Annotated in this window: 22 protein-coding genes and 2 pseudogenes; 8 read left to right on the top strand and 16 right to left on the bottom strand. The window is 68.1% G+C overall.

Features of this window, described 5'->3' with window-relative positions; translation table 11 throughout:
• Nucleotides 1-247 precede the first annotated feature (247 nt).
• A complete protein-coding gene (locus BJF87_RS08615) occupies nt 248-1,507 on the top strand; it encodes an HNH endonuclease signature motif containing protein (RefSeq protein ID WP_075862964.1) in 1,260 nt (419 codons plus the stop codon).
• Between the two features lie 106 nt (nt 1,508-1,613).
• Here the strand turns inward: BJF87_RS08615 and BJF87_RS08620 are convergent, their stop codons facing one another.
• The 3 genes and pseudogenes from BJF87_RS08620 to BJF87_RS08630 form a co-directional block, all read right to left on the bottom strand.
• Nucleotides 1,614-3,347, bottom strand: a complete 1,734-nt coding sequence (locus tag BJF87_RS08620) for a glycosyltransferase family 39 protein (protein WP_084813157.1) — start codon at nt 3,345-3,347, stop codon at nt 1,614-1,616.
• Nucleotides 3,344-5,254: a hypothetical protein gene (locus BJF87_RS08625; protein WP_084813158.1), complete on the bottom strand. Its 1,911-nt coding sequence runs from the start codon at nt 5,252-5,254 to the stop codon at nt 3,344-3,346. Before BJF87_RS08625 ends, BJF87_RS08620 begins: the two co-directional genes overlap by 4 nt.
• Before the next feature lie 31 nt (nt 5,255-5,285).
• Nucleotides 5,286-6,684, bottom strand: a pseudogene (locus tag BJF87_RS08630) (glycosyltransferase family 2 protein).
• Nucleotides 6,685-7,220: 536 nt separating this feature from the next.
• Between BJF87_RS08630 and BJF87_RS08635 the strand changes: the two are divergent.
• Nucleotides 7,221-8,486: an HNH endonuclease signature motif containing protein gene (locus tag BJF87_RS08635; protein ID WP_075862930.1), complete on the top strand. Its 1,266-nt coding sequence runs from the start codon at nt 7,221-7,223 to the stop codon at nt 8,484-8,486.
• A 104-nt stretch (nt 8,487-8,590) separates the two neighbouring features.
• Here the strand turns inward: BJF87_RS08635 and BJF87_RS08640 are convergent, their stop codons facing one another.
• Entirely contained in the window at nt 8,591-9,490 is a 900-nt protein-coding gene (locus BJF87_RS08640) for an alpha/beta fold hydrolase (protein WP_187346480.1), read from the bottom strand.
• 30 nt (nt 9,491-9,520) lie between these two features.
• On the opposite strand from BJF87_RS08640, the gene BJF87_RS08645 reads away from it, so the two are divergent.
• On the top strand, nt 9,521-10,438 hold the full coding sequence (locus tag BJF87_RS08645) for an alpha/beta fold hydrolase (protein ID WP_075862932.1): 918 nt from the start codon (nt 9,521-9,523) through the stop codon (nt 10,436-10,438).
• 66 nt (nt 10,439-10,504) lie between these two features.
• Here the strand turns inward: BJF87_RS08645 and BJF87_RS08650 are convergent, their stop codons facing one another.
• The 4 genes from BJF87_RS08650 to BJF87_RS08665 all read right to left on the bottom strand — a co-directional run bounded on the left by BJF87_RS08650 (nt 10,505) and on the right by BJF87_RS08665 (nt 13,265).
• The gene (locus BJF87_RS08650; protein ID WP_075862933.1) at nt 10,505-11,392 is read right to left on the bottom strand and encodes a copper resistance D family protein; all 888 of its coding nucleotides are present in this window, start codon (nt 11,390-11,392) and stop codon (nt 10,505-10,507) included.
• A 3-nt stretch (nt 11,393-11,395) separates the two neighbouring features.
• The gene (locus BJF87_RS08655) at nt 11,396-11,944 is read right to left on the bottom strand and encodes a copper resistance CopC family protein (protein WP_075862934.1); all 549 of its coding nucleotides are present in this window, start codon (nt 11,942-11,944) and stop codon (nt 11,396-11,398) included.
• On the bottom strand, nt 11,937-12,653 hold the full coding sequence (locus BJF87_RS08660) for a YcnI family protein (RefSeq protein ID WP_075862935.1): 717 nt from the start codon (nt 12,651-12,653) through the stop codon (nt 11,937-11,939). The genes BJF87_RS08655 and BJF87_RS08660 overlap by 8 nt, the downstream gene beginning before the upstream one ends.
• 90 nt (nt 12,654-12,743) lie before the next feature.
• On the bottom strand, nt 12,744-13,265 hold the full coding sequence (locus BJF87_RS08665; RefSeq protein WP_075862966.1) for a hypothetical protein: 522 nt from the start codon (nt 13,263-13,265) through the stop codon (nt 12,744-12,746).
• A gap of 87 nt (nt 13,266-13,352) precedes the next feature.
• Here BJF87_RS08665 and BJF87_RS08670 point away from each other — a divergent pair, with 87 nt between their 5' ends.
• Together BJF87_RS08670 and BJF87_RS08675 are read left to right on the top strand one after the other, a co-directional pair.
• Nucleotides 13,353-14,213, top strand: a complete 861-nt coding sequence (locus BJF87_RS08670; RefSeq protein ID WP_075862936.1) for a GNAT family N-acetyltransferase — start codon at nt 13,353-13,355, stop codon at nt 14,211-14,213.
• On the top strand, nt 14,210-15,400 hold the full coding sequence (locus BJF87_RS08675; protein WP_075862937.1) for an alkaline phosphatase family protein: 1,191 nt from the start codon (nt 14,210-14,212) through the stop codon (nt 15,398-15,400). Before BJF87_RS08670 ends, BJF87_RS08675 begins: the two co-directional genes overlap by 4 nt.
• Here the strand turns inward: BJF87_RS08675 and BJF87_RS08680 are convergent, their stop codons facing one another.
• Complete coding sequence (locus BJF87_RS08680) at nt 15,401-16,525, bottom strand: DNA polymerase IV (protein WP_075862938.1); 1,125 nt, start codon at nt 16,523-16,525, stop codon at nt 15,401-15,403. It abuts the gene before it with no gap.
• Between the two features lie 40 nt (nt 16,526-16,565).
• Nucleotides 16,566-17,303 carry a hypothetical protein gene (locus BJF87_RS08685; RefSeq protein ID WP_075862939.1) on the bottom strand — a complete coding sequence of 246 codons (738 nt, stop codon included), beginning with the start codon at nt 17,301-17,303 and terminating at the stop codon, nt 16,566-16,568.
• A 338-nt stretch (nt 17,304-17,641) separates the two neighbouring features.
• Between BJF87_RS08685 and BJF87_RS08690 the strand changes: the two are divergent.
• Both BJF87_RS08690 and BJF87_RS08695 read left to right on the top strand, forming a co-directional pair.
• Nucleotides 17,642-18,328, top strand: a pseudogene (locus tag BJF87_RS08690) (DUF4389 domain-containing protein); the annotation flags it as partial.
• Complete coding sequence (locus BJF87_RS08695; protein ID WP_075862941.1) at nt 18,306-18,866, top strand: hypothetical protein; 561 nt, start codon at nt 18,306-18,308, stop codon at nt 18,864-18,866. The pseudogene BJF87_RS08690 and the gene BJF87_RS08695, both read left to right, overlap by 23 nt.
• Before the next feature lie 20 nt (nt 18,867-18,886).
• Here BJF87_RS08695 and BJF87_RS08700 read toward each other — a convergent pair whose 3' ends face one another.
• Both BJF87_RS08700 and ppsA read right to left on the bottom strand, forming a co-directional pair.
• Nucleotides 18,887-19,270 (bottom strand): PadR family transcriptional regulator, encoded by a 384-nt coding sequence (locus BJF87_RS08700; protein WP_075862942.1) that lies wholly within the window; start codon nt 19,268-19,270, stop codon nt 18,887-18,889.
• Between the two features lie 62 nt (nt 19,271-19,332).
• Nucleotides 19,333-21,630, bottom strand: coding sequence for a phosphoenolpyruvate synthase (ppsA, locus tag BJF87_RS08705; RefSeq protein ID WP_075862943.1), 2,298 nt, complete (start codon nt 21,628-21,630; stop codon nt 19,333-19,335).
• 149 nt (nt 21,631-21,779) lie between these two features.
• On the opposite strand from ppsA, the gene BJF87_RS08710 reads away from it, so the two are divergent.
• On the top strand, nt 21,780-22,325 hold the full coding sequence (locus tag BJF87_RS08710) for a hypothetical protein (RefSeq protein WP_262338913.1): 546 nt from the start codon (nt 21,780-21,782) through the stop codon (nt 22,323-22,325).
• 11 nt (nt 22,326-22,336) lie between these two features.
• On the opposite strand, the gene BJF87_RS08715 is transcribed toward BJF87_RS08710, so the two are convergent.
• From BJF87_RS08715 to BJF87_RS08730, 4 genes are all read right to left on the bottom strand, one after another.
• Nucleotides 22,337-22,876, bottom strand: a complete 540-nt coding sequence (locus BJF87_RS08715; protein WP_084813160.1) for a flavodoxin domain-containing protein — start codon at nt 22,874-22,876, stop codon at nt 22,337-22,339.
• A complete protein-coding gene (locus tag BJF87_RS08720) occupies nt 22,873-23,766 on the bottom strand; it encodes a universal stress protein (RefSeq protein WP_075862945.1) in 894 nt (297 codons plus the stop codon). Before BJF87_RS08720 ends, BJF87_RS08715 begins: the two co-directional genes overlap by 4 nt.
• Nucleotides 23,763-24,206: a hypothetical protein gene (locus tag BJF87_RS08725; protein WP_075862946.1), complete on the bottom strand. Its 444-nt coding sequence runs from the start codon at nt 24,204-24,206 to the stop codon at nt 23,763-23,765. Before BJF87_RS08725 ends, BJF87_RS08720 begins: the two co-directional genes overlap by 4 nt.
• Before the next feature lie 125 nt (nt 24,207-24,331).
• Nucleotides 24,332-26,122, bottom strand: a complete 1,791-nt coding sequence (locus BJF87_RS08730) for an Hsp70 family protein (protein ID WP_075862968.1) — start codon at nt 26,120-26,122, stop codon at nt 24,332-24,334.
• Nucleotides 26,123-26,148: the final 26 nt, after the last annotated feature.

Below are 26,148 nucleotides of genomic sequence, written 5' to 3' on the forward strand. Positions count from 1 at the left end.
ATGTCCATACGGTCCTTCGCAGACTTCAATGGAACTCCCAGGCGGTGATGGTGATCGGTTGGCACCTTCACCGTCATCGCCTGGGCCCTCAGTTCCGGGTCGACACGACGAACACAGGGTGGGGACTCTTATCTGGCCACCAGCGGGGACCTCGACCTGGCCACCAGTGGGGACTTTCTCATGGCCATGGACAACTGTCATGGACTTTCTTCGTGCAGTCGAACATATGTTCGTGTACAAAGGATTCATGGCACCTCTCGAATCCCTCCTCGACCAACTCGCCGGAATCACTCCACGCACGGACGATCCCACTGGCCGCGCGACGTTTTCACAGCTGGAGTTCTTCCGATTGGTCCGTAACCTGGCCGATCACAAGATCGGCACGCACGCAGCACACCTCGACGATCTGCATATTGCAGAGAAGGCGGGGTCGACCCTCAAGAAGCTGCTGATCGAGATGGGGTTCGCACCCGCGGTGTCGACGCGCACCACTCGCATCGCCGGCAGTCTCGGAGTGCTGGGCAAGGTCGAGGCCTGCGCCGCCGACGGACGGTTCTCGGGCGAGATCGTCGACGCGATCGTGCGTGGTATGTCCGTCATCGAGAAACGTTCACCCACAGCACTTTCCGACGACGAGCGGGCGGTCTACGAGTCCGGCCTGCTCGCCCAAGCCCTTTACGGTGCCACACCTGCCGAGGTTCTCAAGCACGCTCAGATCATCGGCAACACCATCGCCGACGACGAGGGCGGCATCCCGACGTCCGACGACCGCGCCCTGCACATGCTGTCGCACCACGTCACCGACGACAACCGGGTGGAGATCCACGCCAACGTGACCCAGAGTGTGGGTGAGAAGTTCATCGCCATGATCGACGAACGCAGCGTCCCACGTCCCGAACCCGACGGCTCCCCCGACCGCCGCTCGGCAACCCAGATCCGCGCCGACGCCCTCGAGGTGCTGCTGGATCAAGCCGCAGCGGGTGCGACGCTGGACACCATCGGGACACCCCGCACCCACATCGTGATGACCATCCCGGCTACCGGCGACCCAGCCACACTCCCCTGGACAGGATCTGTCACCCATGCCATCGCCCGACAACTGTCCTGCGACGGCACCTTCACCGAGGTCATCATCGACGGCGAGACCGTGCCGCTACAGATGGGCCGCGAACGACGCCTGTTCCCAGCGCACCTGCGCACCTGCGCACCTGCGCACCTGCGCAGAGCGATCATCATCCGCGACGAGACCTGCATCAAATGCGGTGCGCCACCATCGCATACGCAGGTCCACCACATCGAGCACTGGTCCGACGACGGTGAGACCGAACTCGACAACGGCTGCCTGCTCTGCCAGCGCTGCCACACCCAGGTCCACCACCACGGCTGGGACATCATGATCGGTTTCGCCCGCCACCCCTGGCTCATCCCGCCTGCCGATATCGACCCGCAACGCCGCCCGCTACCCGCCTACAACCGACGCACCATGCGCCTCGACGACGCCGCCTGACACAGACTTACGCGCAGCACCTTCCGCACCCGGCATAGCCGGGACCGCATCCGTACCTTGACAACTCCACAGTGAAACGCCGATCGGGTTCCGCGGATTCGTGGATTCAGCCACCGTCGATCCGGAAGATCCGGAACTGCGGGGTCCCGCTGGGACTCGTGACGGTCATCTCGAGCGTGGCGATCCCCGCCCCGTCGTCCCACAGCGTCGGATACCGGACGTTGATCGCGTCGAGCCGGCCCAGACCGGTGGGCCGGGGCGGCAGGATGTACTGCACACCCCGTGCCGCAGGTTGATTGAGCTTCGCGAAGAAGTCGAAGTCACTGCGGATGACGAACTGCTCCGGGCTATCGGAGAAGAGCCAGATCCGGGAGATCCCGAAGGTGTCGACCAGAACCGAACCGTCGGGCAGGTTCTGGTCGTCGAACCAGCCGGCGACATTTCGTGACACCTCGCCGAACCAGTAGAACCAGAATCCCGACGGCGGATAGCGGTCCGGCCAGAAAGCCGAGCGCAGCCCGTACTCCTCCTTCCCCAGCGACGGGTTGAGCATCGACGTGGCGGTGACCGGGATCGACGTGGCCAGCACCGCGGCCATGAGGAACGACATCGCTTTGACGTGTAGCGAACGGGAAGACCGGGACTTCCTTGTGCTGCTGCAGTTTCCGGAGACCACTAGGACGGCGACCACGACCAGCGGGGTCGCCGCCATATAGAAGCGGAACCAGCCGAAGGTCGAGCCGAGGATCACGGCCGACATCTGGAACAGCAGGACCGAACCGAACACCACGCCGACCACCGCGGCGTCGAGGCGTCGCGACCGGAGCGCGACCCAACCCACGATCGCCAGAACCGCGGGTAGGAGTGGCTGCATACCGAGCAGGTTGCCAGCGATCACCTGCGCGAGCGGTCCCGCGCCGACGTCCTCGACGGAGATGATGCCGGCCGCGGCCCCCTGAGAAGCGTTGCCGTACTGCGACGAGAACTGGGCGAACGCGCTCCCGTCGAGAAGCCAACCGCACACCGCCCACAGGACGACCGCGAACGCCACCGGCAGTGCGACGATCGTGGCGTCGTGCACCCCGAACGGCACACCCGCTCGCCATGCGGCCCGTCCGGCCCGGCTCCGACTGCGGATGCGCAGGGTCGACACCACGAACACCCCGAGTGTCACCGCCGCCGCCACCGGCAGCGCTTCGTACCGGGTCAGGTAGGCCAATCCCAATGCCACACCGGCGATCACCAGGTCGATGATCGCGAAGCGGTTGATCCAGAGCAGAATTCGACGACACGCCCACAGCAGGAAGAACAGGAACGGCGCCTCGCTCATCCCGATGCCGGCGTAGAGCACGACCATCGGGATCAACGCGAAGGCGGCGACGGCCGACCAGCGCAGCACCGCACCGCATCGGTAGTCGATCGCTATCCGCCGAACCTGCCAACCCGCACCGGCCATGAAGAACGCGCTCATCACCGCCCCCGCGAAACCGACTCCCCGCAGTTCCGGCCACCGGTTCAACGGCCAGTGCGCACTGAGCTCCACCAGGGGGATCTCGACGAGACTCGGCAACGGATTCCACACGAACCCGATGGCCCCCAGGTGCGGGTCACGACTCCAGATCGTGAACGCCGCATTGCCCACCCGACTGCTGGCGTCGGGATTGATGAACCCCACCACCAGATACAGGTAGACGCCCACCGCCAGGTATCCGGCGAGAAGCACGACGAACAGCACTGTCCCCCAACGCTGTTTCGGCGTGAATCGCGCACGGGGTCGGACTGGCATGTCGACCGTGCGGTCCGGGACCGCCGGGGCGCGTTCCGCGGTCGCGATCGTCATGGGGTGCGGTCGTCGTCACGATCGCCAAGGCCCGCGACTCGTCGCCGATACACGGTCGCGCCCGCGGTGACGAGAACGGCGACCGCGATCACCGCGATGCTCACACCCAGCCAGGTCAGCCAACCGGTCCCGACCTGTTCGATCTCGGTGCGCGGACCGTCGGCCCTGATCGACATCAGGTCGGTCTGCCCCGCGCGACCCGCGACGAGCACAACCCCGCGGAGATTGGCGAGCTCGCCTTCCTGCTCGTCGAGGAACGCGAAGATGGAGTCGACCAGGCCCCAGGACCCCGACGTGCTCACCAGCACAACGCTCCTCGAGTTCTGGGCGAAAGCCTGGATCGTGCCCAGCCCGTCGGGGATCGTGATCCGCACCTGCGCGGGGAGGTCGACGAGGGTCGCCGCGTCCTCGGTGTTGATCGGTGGGTCGAGGGCCTCGGCGTTCGCCGCATCCGCGACCACGAGGGCACCTGTACGGCTGGAGACCGCCTGCTCGATCGGCACCAGAACCGGCGACAGCGCCACCGCCGACGACCGCTGCACCGATGCGATGAGTTGTGCCGCGGCGTCGAGCTGGCCCGGGTCGGTGCCGTCGAGCGCGACCTGGACCGTCGGTTGGCAGCCCAGCGGGATCGACGAGAAGCCGCCCAACCGAACCGGTGTCGTGTCGCTCGACGCGGTCGACGACGGATCGATCTGGAAGGTCATCAGGACGCTCCGCGGGTTGCACGCCCCGGGTGCCGGTTCGTAGGAGATCCCGAACTCGAGTGGTTCGTTGGCCGCCACCTGCGCGGCCGGGATGCTGAACCGGATGTCGAGTGTGCCCGACGCGTCGAAGACGCTCGTCTGCAGCACCTCACCGCCGCTGACCGCCAGTACGCTGGCGCGCTCGTTCTGCACCACCGGCGTGTAGCGGGCGAGCAGGTGCACGTTGACCCGGCCGGGTCTCCCCAGGGACAACGCGGTCGGATCGAAACCCGGTACCAGCGTGGCGGTTCCGAGGACATCGGCCGTGAGCCGGTCGGAGAACTGCCCGAACGTCACTGTGTCCGAACCCTGGATGTTGCGGTCCGCACCGGACTCCACCACCGCACTCGACGTCTGCGTCAGGCCGGTGAGACCGGCACGGAACAGCACGACCTGATCCGGCAGCGAGGACCGATCGCCGCTGACGACGAGCGTCGCGTCCGGCCCGCCCGCACCGTCGAGCCGGATGCTTCCGGGACCGCTCTGCTCACGCACCACAACAACGCGAGTGAGCGGGTCCGTCGCACGCGGCAGCGGTCCGTCCGGGGTGTCGACGACGTCGATCGAGACCCGTTGCGGCCGGTAATGATCGGCGATCGCGGCGACCAGCCCCAGCGTGGTGTGTGCTGCCGCGGGACTCGGATTCCGTGGCGCGTAGACGGTCACACCGCTGATCACCGATCCGAAGACGTCGGCGATGGCGCCGGGCACCTGCGCGGCACCGGCGAAAGACACCGCGAGGTTCGTGAGAGCGACGTCGGGGTCGGGGCCGCAGACGGCGTCGGCGTCGTTGGTGCGCAGGGTCAACCGGAGGTCGGCGCGCCCCATGACGACCGGGACCTGCGTCAACGGTACGGAGAACGGCGTACTGAGCTGCTGCGGACCGAATTGCGGGACGTCGATGGTGCCGATGACCGTTCCGTCGCCCCGCGCCACCTGCACGAACGAGTTGCTCACGTTGGTCGCCGAGGCGACCACACCGGTCAGCCGCGTCGGCGCCATGCCCTCGGGCACCGGGACACTCACGCTCACCGGGGCATCCGTCGCGTCGATCTGCACGGACGTCCCGAGACCGAGCTGGCGCCACCCCAACGTCGTCGACGCGTCCGGCACGGCAGCCGCCGGAGCGGCGACGGCCCCGCAGGCGACGACGAGCGCCATCGCACCCCACAAGCGGAGCAGGCGAGCACTTCTACGGCTGGACATTTCCGGCCCCTTTCGACGGACGCGAGACTCCCGGCATGGCGGACAGGCCGTGCACGGTCTTCTCCCAGTAGGACGGCTTGTAGACGAGCTGCGCCATACTCTTGACCGCGGCCATCGACTGCAGGAACCAGTAGCCGGGCACGAGCAGAGCAGCAGCGAGCAGATACGGCTTGCCTCGCGTACGGGCGGAGACCACGCCGAGCAGAACGGTCGCGAGATTCCCCACCGTGAACATGAAGAGGCACAGGTAGAACACCGGGCCCGGGAAAAGTCCGCGCATGAAATCGGGTTTGCCCGCGAACCACCAGCAGCAGCGCCCAGAACGCGAGGTTGAGAGTGTTGGCGATCGGCATCCCCGCCGTCAGGTTCGCGATTCGCAGCGTCGGCACCACCCCGAGCTCACGGACCATCGCGGTGGGATGCCGGGTATGCACCAGGAAGGTCTGGAGATAGCCCTTGTACCACCGGGATCGCTGACGGACCCAGTTCACCACGTCGGCGTTCGCCTCCTCCTCGGTCAACGAGTCCAAGACCACCGTGCGATATCCGAAGCGCGCGAGGCGGATACCGAGGTCGGCGTCCTCGGTGACGTTGAAGGCATCCCAGCCGCCCACCTCCCGCAGCACCTCGGTGCGGATGTGATTGGACGTACCGCCCAGGGGGATCACACATTTCGACGCACTCAGCGCGGGCAGCATGTACGAGAACCACTGGTCGTACTCGATGGCGAACCACCGGGTGAGCAGGTCGTCCCGTTCGTTGAAGTAGCCGAGGCGGGCCTGGACGGAGGCAACGTCGGGCGCTTCGGCCGCGAACACCGCCGCGGCGCGTCGGAGCTGCAGCGGATCGGGGATGTCCTCGGCGTCGTAGATGGTGACGAGCTCGCTGCGCTCCGACGGCAGGCTCATCGCGTGATTGCAGGCCTTGGGTTTGGTGCGGGGCTCACTCGGCGGCACGAGGACCGGGGTGATGCCGGCGAGGTCGGCATCCGCGATGGCGTCGAGGGTCGCGTGATCGTCACTCTCCAGGACCAGCAGGATGTCGAGTTTGTCTGCGGGATAATCGATCTGACCGACGCCGACGACGAGATTGGCGACGATTTCCGGTTCGCCGTACACGGGGAGCAGAACCGTGTACACCGGCAGCTCGGCGTCGGGGATGGCGCGGGCCTCCTCGTCGGACACCCTGATGACGCCGCGTCCGGACATACCTCGGGTGACGAGGACGAACTTGTCGACACTGGAGATCACGAAGTAGACGGCACAGATGCTCAGGACCGCCGACAGGGCTGTGCGCCAGTCGATCACGAAGCCCCCGGCGACCATTCCGGCCACGATCAGCAGACCCACCCGCTGGACCCGGCTCAGCGGCCGACGCGCCGACATGTCGTCGGGCAGCGTCGTCGTGGCGCGACCCTGGTCGAGGTCGGTCACCGCGTGGTGCTCTCGCTGGAACGGACGATCTGCCAGGCGAGGCCGGTCAACGCTGTATCGACGGCGTCGACGGTGGAACCCTGATCGGCAGGTCGACGATCACCACCGCGGATGAGCCACCCGATGGGTTCGACAACGGTCGTCGAATAGCTCGGCGGTTGCGCTCAGATGCGCGGAATCTGTTGCGTGTGAGGTTTCTGTTCACCGGCGGTGCGGCGATCCTTCATGTGGCCGAAAGAAGCTGGCACGCGGGTTTTTTGGCCAGGCCAGAGGCTGTGGAGAAACCTGACAGTCGAACGTACGTTCGTGTACAAAGGAGTCATGTCTCGATTCGAAGAGCCCATCTACTGACGAAGAAGCCGATCGAGAATCTTGTCAGACCCCTGATGTAGAAATGAAGACAACGAAGTCGTAAGACCGAGCAGTAGTCAATGACGTTCCCACCCCACCTGATTCAGATCCTCTTGAGAGGGAAGAAGGTTGCTGTCATGACCGACTCCGATACGGCCGACGCCGCGGCGCTGCTCGAAGCTATATTCGACCAGCTCACCGAGGTCACCCCACCCGCCGACGACCCAACCGGCGCAAAGACTTTCGCCCAGATCGAGTGGATCCGACTGATCCGCAACGCAGCGGACCACCAACTCGGCTCGCACACAGCCAATCTCGATGTGCTCGGGGTGCCCGAACGACACGGCTCCACCACCAAGCGACTGTTGATCGAGATGGGTTTCCCACCCGCGGTCGCCACACGCTCGGTGCGTATCGCCGGCAGTCTCGGGGCGCTGGGCAAGGTCGAGGCGTGCGCTGCCGACGGGCGCCTCTCGGGTGAGATCGTCGATGCCGTCGTTCGGGGAATCGCCACGATCGAGAAACGGTCACCCACAAAGCTTTCCGACGACGACCGAACGGTCTACGAAACCGAACTCCTCACCCAAGCCCTGTCCGGTGCCACACCCACCGAGATACAGAAACATGCCCAGACCATCGGCAACACCATCGCCGACGACGAGGGCGGCATTCCCGCGTCCGACGACCGATCCCTGGACACCCTGTCACACAGCGTGACCGACGACAGTCGCGTCGAGATCCACGCCAACGTGACCCAGGCCGTCGGCGAGAAGTTCATCGCCATGATCGACGAACGCTCTGTACCGCGTCCCGAGCCCGACGGCGCCGACGACCGACGCTCCCCCGATCAACGACGCGTCGACGCCCTCGAGATCCTCCTCGACCAAGCAGCACAAGGTGCATCCCAGGACAGCATCGGTGCACCACGTACCCAGACCCTGTTGACCATCCCCGCCGACGGTGGTGATCCCGCCTTCCTGCCCTGGACCGGGTCGGTCACCCAGGCCACCGCGCAGAAACAGTCCTGCGACGGCACGATCACCGAGATCATCATCAACGGAGAGACCGTGCCCCTGGCGATGGGTCGCGAACGACGCCTGTTCCCAGCACATATCCGCAAAGCCATCATCATCCGCGACCGATGCTGCATCAGCTGCGGCGCACCACCCTCGCACACCCAGGTCCACCACATCCAACACTGGTCCGACGACGGCGACACCGACCTCGACAACGGCTGCCTACTCTGCCAACGGTGCCACACCCGGGTCCACCACAACGGCTGGGACATCATGATGGGCTTCGACCGCCACCCGTGGCTGATCCCGCCCGCCGACATCGACCCCCGACGCCGACCCCTACCCGCCTACAACCGACGCACCATGCGACTCGACGACGCCGCCTGACACAGACTCACGCGCAGCACCTTCCGCACCCGGTGATCAACCGGGACCGCGTTCGATCATTGACAAGTCCATAGTGAAACTGGGCCTCCCGCGTGGCGCGGCGGTCACCCCGCGGACGAACCCTCCACCGCTGCATGGGTGCTCACCGCGTCGAGGGCTTCGGTGAACGGCGGGATGAAGAACTTCGCACCGAGTACGCAGCAGGCGTGGCCACCGTCGACCTCGAAACGCTGCGACCCGGGGATGCCGTCGAGCAGCAATTGCTGGCGTTCCGGTTCGACGACGCGGTCGCGGGTGGACACGACGACAGCGGTCGGGACATCGATCTCGTGGAGCCAACTGCGGGAGTCGAACTGCCCCAGACCGTTTCCGAACTCACCGAGGTGCGACAGCGGCGTCGAGAAGAACTGCCGCAGCGCCCAGATGGATGTGTGCGACGTCGTCTTGTTGAGGCTTTTCTCGGAGACACGCGGGAGCATCCGGTACAGCGGCGCCAGGATGCGGCCGGTCCGTTCCGACGACCTCCGGTGCTTGGGGTCGTTGGTGCTGAAGAACGGGCCCGTCGAGCAGAGCACGAGTCCCGACACCCGCTCGGGGTGCCGACGCCACGTCAGCTGGGCGATGCCGCCGCCCATGGAGAAGCCGGCGGCGACGAAGCGGTCGATGCCCAGGACGTCGGCGACGGCAACCACGTCGTCGGCGCAGTCCCGGAGGTCGAAGGTCTCGGACTCGATGCCGCGGCCGTGCCAGCGAGCGTCGAGGGTGATCACCCGGTGACGGTCGTTGATCGCCGGGATCGTCGGGTACCAGCACAGCAGGCCGGTGGTCAGCACCGAGTGGAGCAGGAACACCGCCGGGGCGTCGCGGGGTCCCGAATCGGTGACGAAGGCGCGTCCCCGGCCGGGCAGGTCGAGCATCTGACCTCTGGGTATGTCCGTGGCCGGGTGGGGCGAGAAGACATGGCGGACTGCTCTGGCGGTGCCGTTGAGAAACTCGGGGATCACGCATACAACGCTACGTGAGATGCTGGTCACATGATCGACATCGCCCGTCCGAAAATCGAGGGGTCGATCGCCGTGGCCGACGGTGATCGTCGCATCGGGTTCGCCGAATACGGATCAGCTACCGGACGGGCCATCATCTGGCTCCACGGGACGCCCGGCGCTCGCCGCCAGATCCCCGTCGAAGCCCGTGGATATGCCGCTGAACGGGGGGTTCGCCTGATCGGGCTGGACCGGCCGGGCGTCGGGTCGTCGACGCCGCACCGGTACGAGAACATCGCCGCCTTCGCCCCAGACCTCGAGACCGTGCTCGAAGCACTCGGCATCGACGAGTTCGCCATCATCGGCCTCTCCGGCGGCGGACCGTACACACTCGGAGTGGCGCACGCGATGCCCGATCGGGTGGTCGCCGCGGGCATCCTCGGCGGCGTCGCCCCGACCGTCGGACCCGACCGCATCCCCGGCGGGGCGATGAAGCTCGGCTCGTTCCTGGCGCCGGCGGTCGACGTCGCGGGTTCGCAAATCGGACAGGTCCTCAGCATCGCACTGCGCTTCGCGCGGCCGATCGCCGAACCGGCCATCACCGTCTACGGCCGCTTCTCCCCCGAAGCCGACCGAGAACTACTGGCGCGCCCCGAGTTCCGGGCCATGTTCCTCAACGACCTGCTCCACGGCGGGCGCCGCGCGATGGAGGCACCGTTCGCCGATGTCGTCGTCTTCGCCAAGGACTGGGGATTCCGCGTCTCCGACGTCGGAGTGCCCGTGCGCTGGTGGCATGGCGACCACGATCACATCATCCCGTACGCACACGGCCAGCACGTGGTGTCGTTGCTCCCCGACGCCAAGCTGTTCGAGCTGGCCGGCGAGAGCCACCTCAGCACGCTGCACATGGCCACCGACATCATCGACGAGCTGCTCGCTATCTGGGATCAGTCGCGGGCGTTGAAGTAGGCGGTCGACCTCACCTGGCCTTCGCGGCTCGTCGCTTGCGCTCCTCGCACCTCAGGCATCAAGAGGTCAGGGTGCGGTCGCCGACAACCCGGCGGCCAGACCCAGCACGACGGCCATCAGCATCAGTTCGACGACGGCGTTCCGGATGGACGCGGTCTCGGTCTGGCGATGGCGCTCGACGGCAGGTACCCAGCGTCGTCGATGCCAGGCGGCGACCCCCACCAGCGCCGCCAGCATCACGACCTTCGCCAGCAGAATCCGCCCGTAACCGGTGGTGACCAGTGCCGACAGTCCGTTGATCTCGGTCAGTGCGGCGACCACGCCGGTCACCGCGATCACCCCGACCGCCCACGGCGCCCGCTGCGAGAACACCGGCAAACTGCGCGCCCACCCGGACCGGCCGCGCACGGAGAGGACCATCGCGGCGAGCAGTCCGCACCACCAGGCGGCGGCCAGCGCATGCGCGCCGACGAGGAACGGGCCGAGGGCGTTGTTGCCGGCGTGACCGGCGATCGCGGTGGCCAGCACACCGATCGCTGCGAGCGCTCCGACCACCAGAACCGGGACCTCGACGGCGGTCAACAGGTCGAGTACCGCCCACAGGACGATGAGCAGGCCCGTGACCAGCGCGACCATCTCGGAGGCACCTGAGGTCAGGACCTCACCGAAGTCGGCGGCACTCACGTCGAGCACGTCCTTGCCGGACCTGTCAGCGGTACGCACCCAGGCGCTGATCAGCGTCGCCACCACCCAGACACCGGCGAGCGCACCGATCCAGGTCGACGACGGTTCGGCGTCGACCGTCGGCAGCAGTCCGAGGCCGAGCACCACGACCGACACGCCGAGCGCGAGGGTCGCGGGCAATGCCACCGTGTCCGGTCCGTCGGGGCGGGCGAGCAACCAGCTCACCAGCAGTCCGGCGAACAGGACCGGGACACCGACCACGACCCTCACGCGTCAGCTCCGTGTCTTGGGACGGGTCAGCCAGAACACGATTCCAAGACCCAGCACCAGGACCACGACGGCACCGACGATGAAGTACCACACCGGGATTCCGTCGTCGGACTGATCGGCGGAGGCGTCGGCGAGCGGGCCCGGTTCACCGTTGCCGGCGACCGTCAGCTCGAAGCTGCGCTGCCCGCTGATGACGTGTCCGTCGGCGGAGGTCACCCGGTAGTTGATCGTGTACTTGCCGGTCGGCCCGAGTTCCCGCATGCCGACGCTCACCTTGCTGCCGTCGACCTTCGGGTCGCCGGACTGCCAGAAGTGATCGTCGGGTCCGACGACGTTGAGCACCGCATACGCGGACTGGATGCCCTCGTTGAAGGTCAGCGTGACGGTCTGCGGACCGGCGGGCAGGCTCGCACCGTCGTCGGGATCCATTGAGACGAGCCGCGAATGCGCCGATGCGGCGGGCGCCGACCAGGTACCGACCAGACCCAGGCACGCCAGCGCGGCCAACGTCAGCAGGATGGACCGGCGCAGCGGCAGTGCGCGCTTACGCATCGCGACGACCGTTGCGTCGGACCACCATCAGCGCCGCGACACCGAAGACGGTGCCCAGCGCACCGACGACCAGTCCGATGCCGCCGAGCCAGCGGGCTGCGGAGTCCTCGGAATCCGTCGACGGCGACGCCTGCGACATCGAGGTGCTGGTCTCGGGAGCCGCTGCGTGGTGTGCGCCGTGTCCGTCGCCGCCTGCGGCGAGGGTGATGGTCGGCGCAGGTTTCTCGGGTTCGGTGCCGTCCGCCGGGGTCGGCTGGTTCCAGTCGGCCTTCTCCCCGTCGGCGTAGGTCTGCAGCGTCGGCAGCGTGACGGTCTCCTGCTCGGGGAACGGGCCGCCGGAGAACCGGAACTGCGCGAACTGCCCGACCGGGACTCCGGGTGAGCCGGGATCTGCGGTCCAGGTGATCTCGGTGACCAGGTCGTCCTTCTTGGTGACGACCGACTTCCAGCCGCTCATCACCTCCGGGCGTGCCGACTTCAGGCCGGGCAGGGTCACGCGCAGCGACGTCGTCGGAGCCGACTCGGACTCGTTGGGGACGACCAGCGTGACGACGCCGTATCCGCCCTGGGTGACGGTCGGCGCGTTGGCGGTCACGTGCGCCGATGCCACGCCCGCCCCGGTCAGGGAGGAGACGCCGACGACCGCGGCAGCGGCGACGGGCAGGACGAGGCGACGGGCGATCGTGGCCCGCTTCGAGAGGTTCTTCATCTGGGTTCTTTCTCAAGTGTTCGGATCGTCTGTGCGTGGCGCGCGCACGACAGCACCGAACCGTCGTGGGTTCGGTGTGGTGGCGCGGCGTCAGAGCCCGAGCGGAGGTCCGCGAACACCGGTGCCGCCGACGGCGGGACCGGCGACAACAGCGGGTTGAGTCCAGAAGACCGGGCGCGCACCGGGCACGCGCAGTACGGCGGGCGGTGTCAGCGATGCGATGACCGACCCGATGACGGCCAGCAGCTGCGCACCGACGACGATCAGCACCGCGCTGAGCGGGATCGCGACGAGGTGTGTCAACAACATCGGCAGCGCGGGGGCGTCGTGGGTGACGTGCGCGGCATCGGCGGCGAGCGACCAGTGGCTCGCGACCTGCGCGGCAGTCAGGACGCCGACGGCCGATGCAGCAGCCGGGACCAGGCGTCGGCCCCGGGTCGCCAGCTGCAGGAGCATCGCCGCGGCCACGCCGATCGCGACGGTGAGAACCACACCGCCCGAGCTGAGCGCATGTCCGCCGGCGGCACCGTGCGCGGCGATCGCGACAGTGGGCACCACACCGGCCGCGGCGACGCGCGTGAACGCGTCGGGCGTGCGGACGGTGGGTGACATGGCCCCCATCCTAAGGAGTGGGTCCGGGTCGGACGGAGTCGCCCAACCCGGCCAACTCCCGCCGGACGCGGTGAAACAATCGAGGACATGTCGCATTCACCGGCTCCTGTCGAGGTACGCCCAGCTGGATTCGGTTCCGTCGAGGTTCGCGAGCTGTCCTCCCCCGACGAACTCGAAGAACTGATGCGGGTCTTCGACGACGTCTGGCGACCCGACCCGACGAGACGCCCGGTGGGCATCGACATGCTGCGGGCGTTGTCGCATTCGGGCAACTACGTCTCCGGCGCCTTCATCGGTGATCACCTGGCCGGTGGAAGCGTGGCGTTCCTGTCGGCACCGGCCGGTGAGGCCCTGCACAGCCACATCACCGGGGTCTCCCGACGCGGCCGCGGCCACCATGTGGGTTACCTGCTGAAGATGCATCAGCGGAAGTGGGCGCTGGCACGTGGACTCACGACGATCACGTGGACCTTCGATCCGCTGGTCGCGCGCAATGCGTATTTCAACATCACCAAGCTGGGAGCCGAACCCATCCACTACTACGAGGACTTCTACGGCGAGCTCGGTGATGAGTTGGGCGGCGGCGCGGACTCGGATCGGGTGTTGATGTCGTGGGCGCTGCACGACGAACTGCCCAGCAGCGTGGACGGCGTCGGAAGTGTCGAGGCGCTGATCGCCGGCGGTGCGGTGCCGGTGATCGACGATTCCGATCGGTCGCGTCCGGTCGCCCATCACGAGCGGTTGGACCCCGACGCGACAGTGGTGGTGGCGTTGCCGCGGGACGTCGAAGCGATGCGGGTGAGTCATCCGCTCGACGCCGCGCGGTGGCGGATCGTGCTGCGGGATGCGATGTCGCCGTTGCTTCTCGAGGGTGATGCCCGACGGTCGGTGCGGTTCCTGCAGTCGGGTCACTACGTGTTCGGTCCGGCGGGCTCGGGGGTGCGGTGAGCGGCGAACTGACTCCCGACGAACTGACACCCGCCGACTGGGGGCGGTACCCGCACACTCTCGCCGACGTTCTGCCGGCAGCGTCGGTCGCCCTGAGCGTTTCTGACAGCGCGGCTCTCGTTGTGCCTCCAGGCGATTCGGTGGTGGTGCTGCTGATCGACGGACTGGGCGCGACGCTGCTCGAGGAGTACGCGGAGTTCGCGCCGACCCTGCGGGAGCTGACCGCGACCACTCTGCGTGCGGGATTCCCGGCGACGACGGCGACCAGCATCCTGAGTCTGACGGTCGGCGCACCCTGCGGCGTGCACGGGATCATCGGCTACAGCTTCCGGCCCGACGACGACTGCCGGACACGGGGTTCCCGACGGGTGCTGAACTCGCTGCGCTGGAGTCTCGATGACGCGCAGGGACCGTCGGCGCTTCTCACCTATCCTCCTGCGCTGGTGCGTACGCATCCCGGGAGCCTGGAAACGCTTGCCGACGAAGGTGTTCGGGTGACGTACGTGATGCCCGGCGAGTTCCGCGGGACCGGTCTGACGCTGGCGGCGTTTCGCGCGCCCGGCCAGTACGTACCGGCGGTGACTCCCGACGGGGTGCGCGACGGCGTCCTGGCGGCGGTGCGGGGACACAGTCGTCGTCGTCGGTTCGTCTACGCCTACTACAGCGAGTTGGACACGGCGGGACACATATACGGCCCGGGGTCGTCGGCGTGGCTGGAGAAGCTCCGGCTCGTCGACCAGCTGGTGGCCGAGCTCGCCGCGGAGTTACCGTCCGGCACAACACTGCTCGTCACCGGCGATCACGGCATGATCACTGCCGACCGCGCCATCGACATCGATACCGCGCCAGGACTTCTCGAGGGCGTCGACGCCGTGGCCGGTGAGGCGCGAGCGCGGCATGTGTATGCGTCGTCCGGTGCTGCCGACGACGTGCTGAAAGCATGGTCGGGGTATCTGGGCGACGCCGCACACGTGGTCTCGCGCGAGCAGACCCTCGACGAGGGCTGGTTCGGCCCCGAGGTGACCGATGCGGTGGCGAACCGGATCGGGGACGTGGTCGCGGTGGCTCGGGAATCGGTCACGTTGACGCGGTCGAAGAACGAGACGATGGAGTCGATGATGATCGGCCACCACGGCGCCTGGACGGCCGCGGAACAGCTTGTGCCGCTGGTGGTTGCGCAGGGCTAGTCAGTTCTCCTCATCAGTCACCAGATCAAGGCGGACGCCGAGGAGGCGGACCGGGCGGTCGATGTCGAACTTGGTGAGCAGGTCGGCGACCACGGCTTCGAGCTGGTCGAAGTCGAGGCTCGGGGCAGGGAGTTTCCGGGACTTGGTGCGCGTGCAGAAGGTCGTGGTCCGGACCGTCACCGCGACGCGGAACGGTAGGCGCTCCTCGGCGATCACCTGATCGAGCAGCTCACGCAAGAGTTCGGCGGCCGCGGTGCGCATCTCGGACGGGTCCGCGATGTCGGTGGCGAAGGTCCGCGATTTGGAGTGCGACCGGGCGAGCCACGGTTCGGCGGTGACCGTCGAATCCCCGCCGCCGCGGCACAGGACGTACAGCCAGTTGCCCTGGTGCGGGCCAAAGGCGGCGATCAGATCGTCGCGGGGTGTGGCGATCAGGTCGTTGACAGTCGCGACACCGGTGGCGGCGAGTTTGGCCGACGTCTTCGGTCCCACGCTCCACAGGTCGCGAGTCGGCCTCTCCCCCATCAGGTCCAGCCAGTTGCGGTCGTCGAGCAGGAACACGCGCGGCGCACCCACGCCGTCGTCGGGTGTGGCGCCGGGCGGCCGCTTGGCGAAACCGGTGGCCATCTTGGCGCGCTGCTTGTTGTCGCTGATGCCGACACAGCTGGTCAGGCCGCACCGGTCGAGGATCTCGTGCCGGACCCGTTCGGCGAAGTCGACGATGGCGGCGTCGTCGAACTCCTCGACCTCGGCGCCCCGCACGCCGACGCCGAGGTACGCCTCGTCCCAGCCCCACACCTCGACGGGGTGGCCGGTTCCGCGCAAAACGTCCATGACGTCGGCCGACGCGGCGTCGTACGCCCCCATGTCCAGGGGGAGGTACACCGCGTCGGGCAGCTTCTTGTAGGCCGCACGCAGCGGCATCCCCGCCCGCACGCCGACATCCCGCGCCTCATAGGACGCGCAGGTCACGACCTTGCGTGCCTCGGTAGGATCGCCGTTGCCGCCGACGATGACCGGGACACCGACGAGCTCCGGGCTGCGCAGTCGCTCGACCGAGACCTGGAATTGGTCGAGGTCGACGTGCAACAGCCACCGGTAGCGTTGCGAAACCGACGTGGTCACCCCGCCAGGGTAACCACGGACCGGCGGTCAGACGGGGCCGTCAGACAGCGATACGGACGTCGATCTCGCCGAGTCCCACGCCTCGGCACGACGAGCGCAGCGAATGCGGGTTGTAGCGCAGCACCGACAAGCCGCGCTGCGTCTCGGTCGACCACCCGGCGAACGACGCACTGGCCTCGGCGATGAACCCGGTCAGTTCCGCGATCGACGGCTCGTCGAGCGCGGCCACCGCATGGACGAGCACCTTCTCGAGCAGCGCACGGTCGCGGTGCAGCGGTGGCGGCACCAGATTGAGTGCGGGGGAAGCGGTTCCGCAGTTCGTCGGATCGGTCAGGGCATGCACCGCGACGACCAGGAAGGCCAGTGAGACGATCGCCCGCGAGGCGGGATCCCCGAGGCGACCCGGATATGACTGGATGATGTGGCACACCTGCACCGGCCGCGGCGGGGTGACGCCGACGGCCTCGGCCCGGCTGGGCTCGAGGAGCCCCAGCGCAGCCATCGCCTCTTGATGTGCGGACGAAATGGTTTCCGCGGCAAGCGCATCCGCATGCATCCGCCGCAGTTGGGCGATGATCGCCTGATGGCGTCGCGCCGCCTCGTCGATCTCCCGAACCAGATGTTCGGTCAGCCCGAAAGTCGACGAATAGTGGGTCAGCGCCTGATATCCGGGCAACACGATGTGTTGCTCGATGGCGATGGCTTCGGCGATTGCCGACGGTTCGAGAAATTTCCTGGTGCTGCGCTTAGACGCGCGCGCCGAGAGAGTACTGGTCAACTGAGCCCTCCACACACGTAGACCACAAATGCTCCGGTGTGGAATCTGCCCACCCCGGTGTTGACCCCCTACGCCCCGAGCACCCCCTTCGATGCCGTTAACGAAGCGCACGATCACCATAGCTGGAATTACGGAAAAGTGTGAGTCGAACGACTGATGATGCGAAGAATCGGTCATTCCGGAACACCGACGAATGCGTATTGGGCCCTATTACCCAGTCGCGGTCGGCACATCGACCCTCTACACACCACCGAAGACCCTTCCTTTCCCGGGCCCGGCGGGTTTCACTCGATCAGAGGGCTTCGACGGGAGGACTCGAGACGATGCACGCAGTGACGCTGACCGGGAATCTCGACGAACCGCTGTCGCGATGGCTCTGGCTGCTCAAATGGTTGCTGGCGATCCCGCACTTCCTGGTCCTGGTCGTGCTGGACATCGCGTTCTTCTTCGGCACGGTCGTGGCCGGCTTCGCGATCCTGTTCACCGGCCGCTATCCGCGCGGACTGTTCGACTTCAACGTGGGTGTCATCCGCTGGAACTGGCGCGTCGCCTTCTACACGCACTCCGCGTTGGCCACCGATCGGTATCCGCCGTTCGCGCTGCGCCGAACCGACTATCCCGCCGACTTCGACGTCGTCTATCCCGAGCGATTGTCGCGCGGCCTCGTGCTGGTGAAGTGGTGGTTGCTGGCGATCCCCCACTACCTGGTCCTCGCGGTGCTCGCCGGCGGATGGCTGGGCGGGCCGCTGACCGTCGGCTACGCGGCACAAGGCGACGACGGCCGTCTGACCATCGCGCCCGTGCTGGCCTTCGTGGTGTTCTTCGCCGCAGTCGCGCTGCTCTTCACCGGCACCTACCCGCGCGGGCTGTTCGACTTCGCGATGGGCATCAATCGCTGGCAGTACCGGGTGTGGGCGTATGCGGCGCTGATGTGTGACGAGTACCCACCCTTCCGGCTCGATCAGGGCGGGGACGAACCGACCACCTCGACAGGAGTCCGCGATGTTGCGGTTCCTCGCCCGTGAACTGCACAGCTGGCGGATGATGCACGCTTCGTCGAACCGGCTGGTCCGGCCGCTGGATCGGCTGGAAACCACTGTGCTGCTGGCTCTCTGCGTGTCGGCGCTGGCAGGTCTACTCGCCGCCCTGACCGTCGGCGGCAACACCTACGCGGCACACAAAGCCGCCGCCGAGGTCCAGGGACCGCGGCATTCGGTGAGTGCCACCGTCATCACGACTCCGAAGCAGGACGACAGCCCGACGATCGTCGCCTGGCGGCGGCCCGACGGCGCACGCCTCACCGCCGCCGTGGACTCCGAACGGCAGGACCGCGTCGGCCGGGTCCGCCTCATCTGGCTCGACGACGAGCAGCGCGTCGCGGACCCGCCGGTCACCCACACCGACGCCGTCGTCGAGGGCGTCATGGCGGGGCTCGGCGTCGTGATGCTGACCGCCATGGGCTGGTGGGGGCTGGTCCTGCTGGTCCGGGCGGCCGCCGACCGGCACCGGATGCGCCGATGGGAGGCCGAGTGGCTGGAGTTGGACATCGACAGCCACCGGTGAGATCCCACGGAACCTCCTGCTCAGCCGTCTTCGGCGTCCTCGAGGTCCCCCGTCGACAACCATGCCTGCGAATCGTCGATGCCGACCTGTGGAGGCAGCGGAGGTACGCGGGTCCCGAACACCTCGTGCGTGAGTTTGCTCAGGGCCCGGCATTCCTCCGCCCAGGACATCCGGCCGGCCGGGGTGGTCTCGTAGGTTCGACGCCCCGGGTACCCCGCCGATGCCTCACGGACACCGACGAGCCCGCGTCCGACGAGTTCGTTCAGAACCGACCGGAGCTCGCGCGACTGGAGGCGGTAGCCGCGGCGATGGAGTTCGTCGAGCATCCGACGGTCTGACGCGTCTTCGTTCAGGCCGATACCCAGTATGTGGACGCGAATGGCTGCGCGCTCAACAGCTCTCATCTGCCATCCTCCCTTCGTTCTCCGAGACCACCGCGATGGCGGGGCAGACAAAGATCGGACGCCTACCGTCCGGGTCCGTCGAGGACGGCTTCGACGAGCAGTCGCTGTTCGGCGCGGGCGACGTGCAGCCGTGTGGTGGCGATGGCGTCGGGATTGACCGACACGGAGGTGATCCCCATCCGCACGAGGCGTTCGGCGAAGTCCGGGTTGGTCGACGGCGCCTGCCCGCACAGCGACGAGGTGATCCCGCAGCGGCGGGCGGTGGAGATGATCGTCGCGATGGCGTCGAGGACGGCCGGGTCGCTGCCGTCGAACAGTTCGGCGCAGGATTCGGAGTCGCGGTCGACGCCGAGGATCAGCTGGGTGAGGTCGTTGCTGCCGATCGACACCCCGTCGATGCCGGCCTCGACGTATTCGGGCAGCCAGTACATCACCGACGGCACCTCGGCCATCACCCAGCGATGCAGGCCGCGTTGGCGGCCGAGCGGACTCTCGTCGATGAGTTCGAGGCAGCGTTCGAGTTCCCAGCGGGTCCGGACGAAGGGCAGCATCACGTGCAGATTGGGGTGCGTCTCCCGTGCCCGCGCGAGCGCCGCGAGTTCGAGCCGGAACACCTCCGGCTCCGAGACGTACCGATAGCAGCCGCGGAAGCCGATCATCGGGTTGCGTTCCTCGGGTTCGAACTCCTGCCCGCCCTCGAGTCCGCGGAACTCGTTGGTGCGCAGGTCGGTTGTCCGGTACACCACCGGCCTGGTGCCGAACGGCCCGGCGATGCGTCCCAGGGCGTCCGCCATGGCCGAGATGGCCGACTCGGTCTCGCCGGCGGCGATGACCGCACGCGGATGACGCCCCGACAGCGCCTCGGTCAGCATGAATTCGGCGCGGAGCAGACCCACACCGTCGACGCCCGTCGCGCCGACCTCGGCGGCGTGCTCGGGCGACCCGAGGTTGACGTAGATCTTGGTCGCCGTCACCACCGCCGGCTGCCCCTGCGCCCCCGATGACGCCGAGACCTCGGAGACCGTGGCCCGCTGCGGTGCGACGCGACCGGACCTGACCTCACCGGAGCCACCGTCGACCGTCACCACCGATCCGGCCGTGAGAACCTTGGTGCCCGTTCGGGTTCCGACGATGCACGGGACGCCGACCTCGCGGGCGACGATCGCGGCGTGACAGGTGATCCCGCCGCGGTCGGTGACCACGGCCGAGGCGCGGCGGATGGTCGGCAGCCAGTCGGGGTCGGTCATCGGCGCGACGAGCACCTCGCCGTCGATGAGTTCGTGCCCGTCACGCGGGGAATGCAGGATGCGGACCTCGCCGCTGGCGATGCCCGGGGCGGCGGCGAGACCGCGGAGCAGAACCGGCTTCGACGACTCGTCCGAGGAGTCCACACCGGTGGTGATCGGCCGGGACTGGACGATCCAGATCCGGTGCTGCGGATCGATGGCCCACTCCATGTCCTGCGGGCGCGCGTAGTGAGTTTCGGCTCGCAGCGCCATCCGCGCGATCGTCTGGACGGTCGTCGGGTCGATGACCGGCGTGGTCCTCCCCGGCGGCACCGGCTCGCGGCGGTCGTGCCCGTCGCTGCCCCGCACGATCCGGAATTCCTGGTTGCCCAGGCTGGTCTCGAGAACCGAACAGTCCGCCCTCGCCACCAGGAAGGTGTCGGGGGTGACCGCACCGGACACCACCGCCTCGCCGAGTCCTTCGACGGCTTCGACGACGAGATGGTCGAGGTCACCGGTGACGGGGTCGGCGGTGAAGACGATCCCGGCGACCTCCGACGACACCATCTGCTGCACCACCACCGCCATGAGCGGATCCGAGGACAGGCCCTTCTCAGCTCGATAAGAGACGACCCGCGGGGAGAACAGCGACGCCCAGCACCGCACGATCGCACCGAGAAGCTCGTCGGCGGAGCCGACATTGGTGAAGGACGCGTTCATGCCCGCGAACGACGCATCCTTGCCGTCCTCCCCGACCGCCGACGACCGCACCGCCACGTTGGCGCCGGACCCGTTCGAACCGGCATCCGAGTCGAGGCTCCGGTATGCGGCGAGCACCTCGTCGACGATCCTCGGGGTGATGCCGACCTTGGTGACCATCTCGGCCATCCGGCGGCTCAGGTCGGCGAGCCGGGCATCGTCGCCGACCGCTGACAGGGCCTCGCGATGGGTGGCCACCAGGTCCTCGTGCACCCCGCCGTCCCGCATCGACTCCGCGAACGCGTCGGCGGTCAGCGCGAAACCGTCGGGGACCGGCAGTCCGGCCGTGACGAGTTCTCCCAGGTTGGCGGCTTTGCCGCCGACCACCATCATCTGCTCGAGTCCCAGCTCCGCGAAGGTCAGTACATGCCTCATACGCTCACCATTCTCTTCTTGCGGCGCGAGCCTAGTGACCAACGGCGACGACCGTGATGACCAAGGTCTCTTCGTCGTGGTGCGTGCGCGGCGTCGAATGGCTGTGTCGGGTCCCCGCGGAGGTGCCGACCGGAAAAACGGTGCATGAGATGTCCACCCCACAACCGCTCCCGTGGCCGCAGGCGCTGAGCGCCTTCGGACGATGCCTGGTGGACGTCGTGCGATCGCTACGGCAGCGGCGACTGCATCAGCCGTCGGCGAACCTCGGTCGCGGCATCGCCTTCGCCGATGGCACGCGGGCCGCCGTCTACCGGGAGACCGTCCGCAGCAACGGCCCGGTCACCGAGCCGGTCAGCCTCATCGTCGCGTTCCGGTTGCGCTGGGTGGGAGGCAACCGGGTCGCACATCGACTGTTCCGTGTCGAAAGCGTGTGCAACACGGTCTTGTTCGCCGGATTCGACGGATTCGTGTCGAAACTGTGGATGACGGCCGACCACAAGCACATGTACCGGGGCGTCTACGAGTGGGACGGCTACGACAGCGCGGTCGACTACGTGCGTGCCCTGTGGTGGCCGCTGATGGTCGTGAGCCGCCGGGACTCCATCCGCTTCCACGTCGTCGGCGAGAGCACGCGCGCATCACTGCTCGACGGCGCTCATGGTGATTCAGATGGGTCGTGGTGGCAACCGGTGTGATCCGCCGCGGCTCACCGGTTGTCGTCGACGATCTGCCGACACCAGTGATCGACGTCGCCCCAATCCCGGGCGTCTCCGTAATCGCCGCCCATGAGACGGAACACGATCCGGCCGACGCCCGGCCAGTCGCCCTTGGCGATGGCCCCGGCGAACTTCCGATGATCCCGCAGGGTCCCGCTCGCCTCGATTGCCGCGACCGCTCGCGGCAGCGGAGTGCGTGGCCGGAGGAAGCGCGCCACCCGCGGTGACAGGAAGGTGGAGGTCTCGCCGACCGAGGAGACCGAGAACGCCCACACGGGGCCGTCGCGTTCGTTCGCCACCATCTCGGCGAAGCGCTCCGCCGCGGAGAGCCACTGGCCGTTGTGGATCGCGCTGCCGATGACGAGATGGTCGGCACCGATGGCGGTGTGGTCCGGCGGACCGGCGGCGGTGAGATCGCACAGATGAACCGTGGCGCCGGCGGCACGCAGACCGTCGGCGACCCGGTCGGCGATCTCCTTCGTCGATCCGTTCGCGCTCGCGTAGGCGACCACGGTGCGCTTAGCCCTCACCACGACCTCCGCGTCAGGGGGGCGGTGTGGGTGACCATCACCGGGCACTGCGCGACCTGCAGGACAGCCCGGCTGGTCGATCCCAGCAGCAGACCGCGGATTCCGCCGCGGCCGCGTGTGCCCACGACGACCAGCTGAGCGGTCTCGGCGGCATCGACGAGAGCATCGGCGGGAGAACCGATCTCGACCCGGCGCTCGATCTTGACGTCCGGGTAGTCCTCCGGGTACCCGGCGAGCTGTTCGCCCAGCAGCTCCTCCGCCTCGTCCCGGAGCTGCCGGATGATCTGGTGCTGGTCGCCGTAGAACGCGGTGCCCGAGAAGCCGCCGAACGTGTGCACCGCGAGCAGCGACGTCTGCAGCAGGTCGGCCTGCCGGAAGGCGTGGCCGATCGCGGCGGTGGAGGTCGGCGAACCGTCGACGCCGACCACCACGGGCCCGGCGGTGGGTGTCGGGCCGCCGACGACGATGACCGGGCATTCGGCGTGGATCGCCGCGTCGTTGCTCACGGAACCGAGCAGCAATCCGCGGACGCCGCCGACGCCGCGCCTGCCCACGACCAGGCTGTGCGCCTGAGCGGACGCGTGCCGGAGCGCGAGCACCGGCGAGCCGCCGACGACCGTGCCGTCGACCGGCACATCGGGGGCCGTCTCCTTCGCCACCGCCGTCCCGGCCTCGACCGCGCGCCGGGCATCGGACTGCATCGCCTCGACGACGACATCCGACGTCATCATCGCGGTCGGCGCGTACGCCCCCGGGAAGATGCCGACCGCGGACAGCACGCGCAGCGGACGGTTTTCGCGGGATGCGGCCGCCGCAGCCCAGCGGACGGCCATCAGTGCACAGTCGGAGCCGTCGACTCCGACGACGATCGGTGCGGTCGAATCGGTCATGGTGATCTCCTTCGTAGAGCGGTCTGCACGATGACGACGACCATCGCGATCGCGGTACCGGCGATACCCACGGCGAGCACGACGCGCGCGACCGTCGACCAGGGAATCCCGGAGTCGCCGAAGTCGAATGGGAAGACCTGCCAGAGACGGACCAGCGCAATGAGCCCGAACGTGTCGATGGCGAGTTCACCGATCATCTCGACGATCGGCGGGTCGGCGATGAAGTACATGGCGTTGGCGACGATCCCGGCGACCAGCGCGGCGACGACCCAGCCGATGATGCGGCCGAAGTCGTCGGTGAGGAACGGAACCGACTCCCAACCCGGCCAACCGAGAAGGGCCACCAGCAGTACGGCGTTCACGGCGATACTCACCGAGTAGCCGACTTGCCTGCGCCGGGCGTCGACCCGATGGTCCGACAACGACTTCGAGGTGGTCACGGCTGCTCCGAGGGGTCGACGACGCCGGCACCTCTCATGGTGGTCGCGGACCCCGGCGTCGAACCTGAGTCGAAGGTCATCTCGGCCGGTCCGAAGGTCCCACTGCCGTGGCGGTTCGGTTGCCCTCAGCCGGTGACGAAGATCCAGATCAGGAACACCACCCAGGCGATCGTGCCGAGGATGTTGACGCCGAGGGCGGTCATCAGCAGGGCGTCACGACCGCCCTCCGCCCGGTTGATGCCGATCACGGTGAGCGCCATGCCGACGATCGTGCCGAGGCAGATCGGGAACCCGAGGATGCCGAGGATCAGGCCGGCGAAGGCGTAGGTGTTGATGCCCGGGGACGCCGGAACGGGGTGTGCACCAGCATGTCCCGCAGCCGGGGTGCCGGGTTGTCGCGGCGGGTACGGGGACTGGGGTTGGCGCTGCTGGGGCGGCGGATACATCGGTTGGGGTTGCGCGTACGCCGGCTGGGCGGCGGTGATCCCGGCCGGGGCACGGTGGAGCTGCGACCACTGTTCGGGCCGGAGATCGGCCGCACCGACGGCACCGAAGACGACGCCCGGTTGTGCGACGACCCCGGGACGCAGGTCGAGTCCGTGCAGGGTGCCCGCCACCGGGGCGTCGACCGTGAGCCGGCCCGACGGCGAGTCGAGCGTCGCCAGCGGCTCGCCCGCGCGCACGACCTGACCGTTGCGGGCGAGGACACCGGAGATCACGGTGCCGGGCGGGACGGTCGGGAACGCGATGCGGCGTGCGGAGGCGTCGACCGCGGTCGCCGACATCGGCGGATCGGTAGGCCGCCCCGCGTACTGCTGGGCGGCGGCAGCCCCGTGGACGTCGACGTTGGTCGATCGCAGCAGGCCGCCCTGGGCAACGACGACCTTGGGGTCGCCGATCCGGGCGACGCGACCCACCGACGACAGGGCCGACTGCAGCATCGGGATGGAGCTGGTCCCGCCGGTGACGTAGACGATGACGGGCCCCTTCGGTCCGGTGCCGGCGGCGTCGGCGCGGGCGATGGCGTCGCGGGTCAGTTCGACGGCGCGTTCGACGAACGGCGCGATCATCGACTCGAACTCGCGGCGGGTCAGCAGCAGCGTGTGCCGGGTGCCGGGCAGTTCGATGACGGCCTGCGCGGTGTCGGAGAGGGCTTCCTTGGCGGACCGGACGTGGTCGGCGAGGGCGATGGCGGCGGCCGGTGCGCGAAGGCGGGCCGGAAGTCCGGGGTCGATCTCGGCGGCTTCCTCGAGCACCCATCTCGTCATGCGGGCGTCGAGGTCGCGGCCGCCGAGGTTGTTGTCGCCGCCGGATCCGGTGACGGTGAAGCCGTCGGCCCCGGCGCGGATGAGGACGGCGACGTCGCAGGTGCCTGCGCCGAAGTCGAAGACGCACATCCGCTCGTCGCCCGTGACGTCATGTCCGCGGTAGACGTAATACCAAGCGGCGGCCAGGGATTCGGAGGCGATGCGCAGCCGGTCGGCGGAGATACCGGCGCGCTCGGCGGCGCGTCTGAGCACCCCCTTGCGGCGTTCGCTCCACTTGTCGGGGTGGGTCAGGATGATCGAGTCGAAGTCGGGAAGTCCGCTGTGGCGCAGCGCGGCCTGGTGCGCATGCCGCAGGACCGCGCCGATGAGGTCCTCGATCGGCCAGAACCGGTCGCCGAGTTCGATCTCGCCCTCGTCGATCCGCGACTTCGGGGAGTCCTCGTAGGCATCGGGGGCCTGCACGCGACGACGCACGGCGTCGTGCCCGACGACGATCCCGCCGTCGTCGGCGAACACCGCGGACGGCATCGCCGGACCACCCGAACCCAGGGGCACGATGACCGGTTCGGCCGGCCCCACGCGGTAGGCGGCCGCGGTGTTGCTGGTTCCGAAGTCGATGCAGAGTCGCCGGCGGCTCTCCTGTGTCACCTGACCACCTCCCACCATCCACCCTG

Source organism: Gordonia sp. CNJ-863 (assembly GCF_001942325.1).
GTDB classification, from domain to species: Bacteria; Actinomycetota; Actinomycetes; order Mycobacteriales; family Mycobacteriaceae; genus Gordonia; species Gordonia alkanivorans.

What these genes read in the sequence shown, in the direction of transcription:
- BJF87_RS08645 (WP_075862932.1), top strand. Translation starts at nt 9,521, where the DNA reads ATGATCGACATCGCCCGTCCGAAAATCGAGGGGTCGATCGCCGTGGCC.
- BJF87_RS08625 (WP_084813158.1), bottom strand. Translation starts at nt 5,254, where the DNA reads ATGGCGCTCGTCGTCGCCTGCGGGGCCGTCGCCGCTCCGGCGGCTGCC.
- BJF87_RS08720 (WP_075862945.1), bottom strand. Translation starts at nt 23,766, where the DNA reads ATGACCGATTCGACCGCACCGATCGTCGTCGGAGTCGACGGCTCCGAC.
- BJF87_RS08695 (WP_075862941.1), top strand. Translation starts at nt 18,306, where the DNA reads ATGTTGCGGTTCCTCGCCCGTGAACTGCACAGCTGGCGGATGATGCAC.
- BJF87_RS08710 (WP_262338913.1), top strand. Translation starts at nt 21,780, where the DNA reads ATGTCCACCCCACAACCGCTCCCGTGGCCGCAGGCGCTGAGCGCCTTC.
- BJF87_RS08660 (WP_075862935.1), bottom strand. Translation starts at nt 12,653, where the DNA reads ATGAAGAACCTCTCGAAGCGGGCCACGATCGCCCGTCGCCTCGTCCTG.
- BJF87_RS08665 (WP_075862966.1), bottom strand. Translation starts at nt 13,265, where the DNA reads ATGTCACCCACCGTCCGCACGCCCGACGCGTTCACGCGCGTCGCCGCG.
- ppsA (WP_075862943.1), bottom strand. Translation starts at nt 21,630, where the DNA reads ATGAGGCATGTACTGACCTTCGCGGAGCTGGGACTCGAGCAGATGATG.
- BJF87_RS08655 (WP_075862934.1), bottom strand. Translation starts at nt 11,944, where the DNA reads ATGCGTAAGCGCGCACTGCCGCTGCGCCGGTCCATCCTGCTGACGTTG.
- BJF87_RS08700 (WP_075862942.1), bottom strand. Translation starts at nt 19,270, where the DNA reads ATGAGAGCTGTTGAGCGCGCAGCCATTCGCGTCCACATACTGGGTATC.
- BJF87_RS08635 (WP_075862930.1), top strand. Translation starts at nt 7,221, where the DNA reads ATGACCGACTCCGATACGGCCGACGCCGCGGCGCTGCTCGAAGCTATA.
- BJF87_RS08670 (WP_075862936.1), top strand. Translation starts at nt 13,353, where the DNA reads ATGTCGCATTCACCGGCTCCTGTCGAGGTACGCCCAGCTGGATTCGGT.
- BJF87_RS08620 (WP_084813157.1), bottom strand. Translation starts at nt 3,347, where the DNA reads ATGACGATCGCGACCGCGGAACGCGCCCCGGCGGTCCCGGACCGCACG.
- BJF87_RS08615 (WP_075862964.1), top strand. Translation starts at nt 248, where the DNA reads ATGGCACCTCTCGAATCCCTCCTCGACCAACTCGCCGGAATCACTCCA.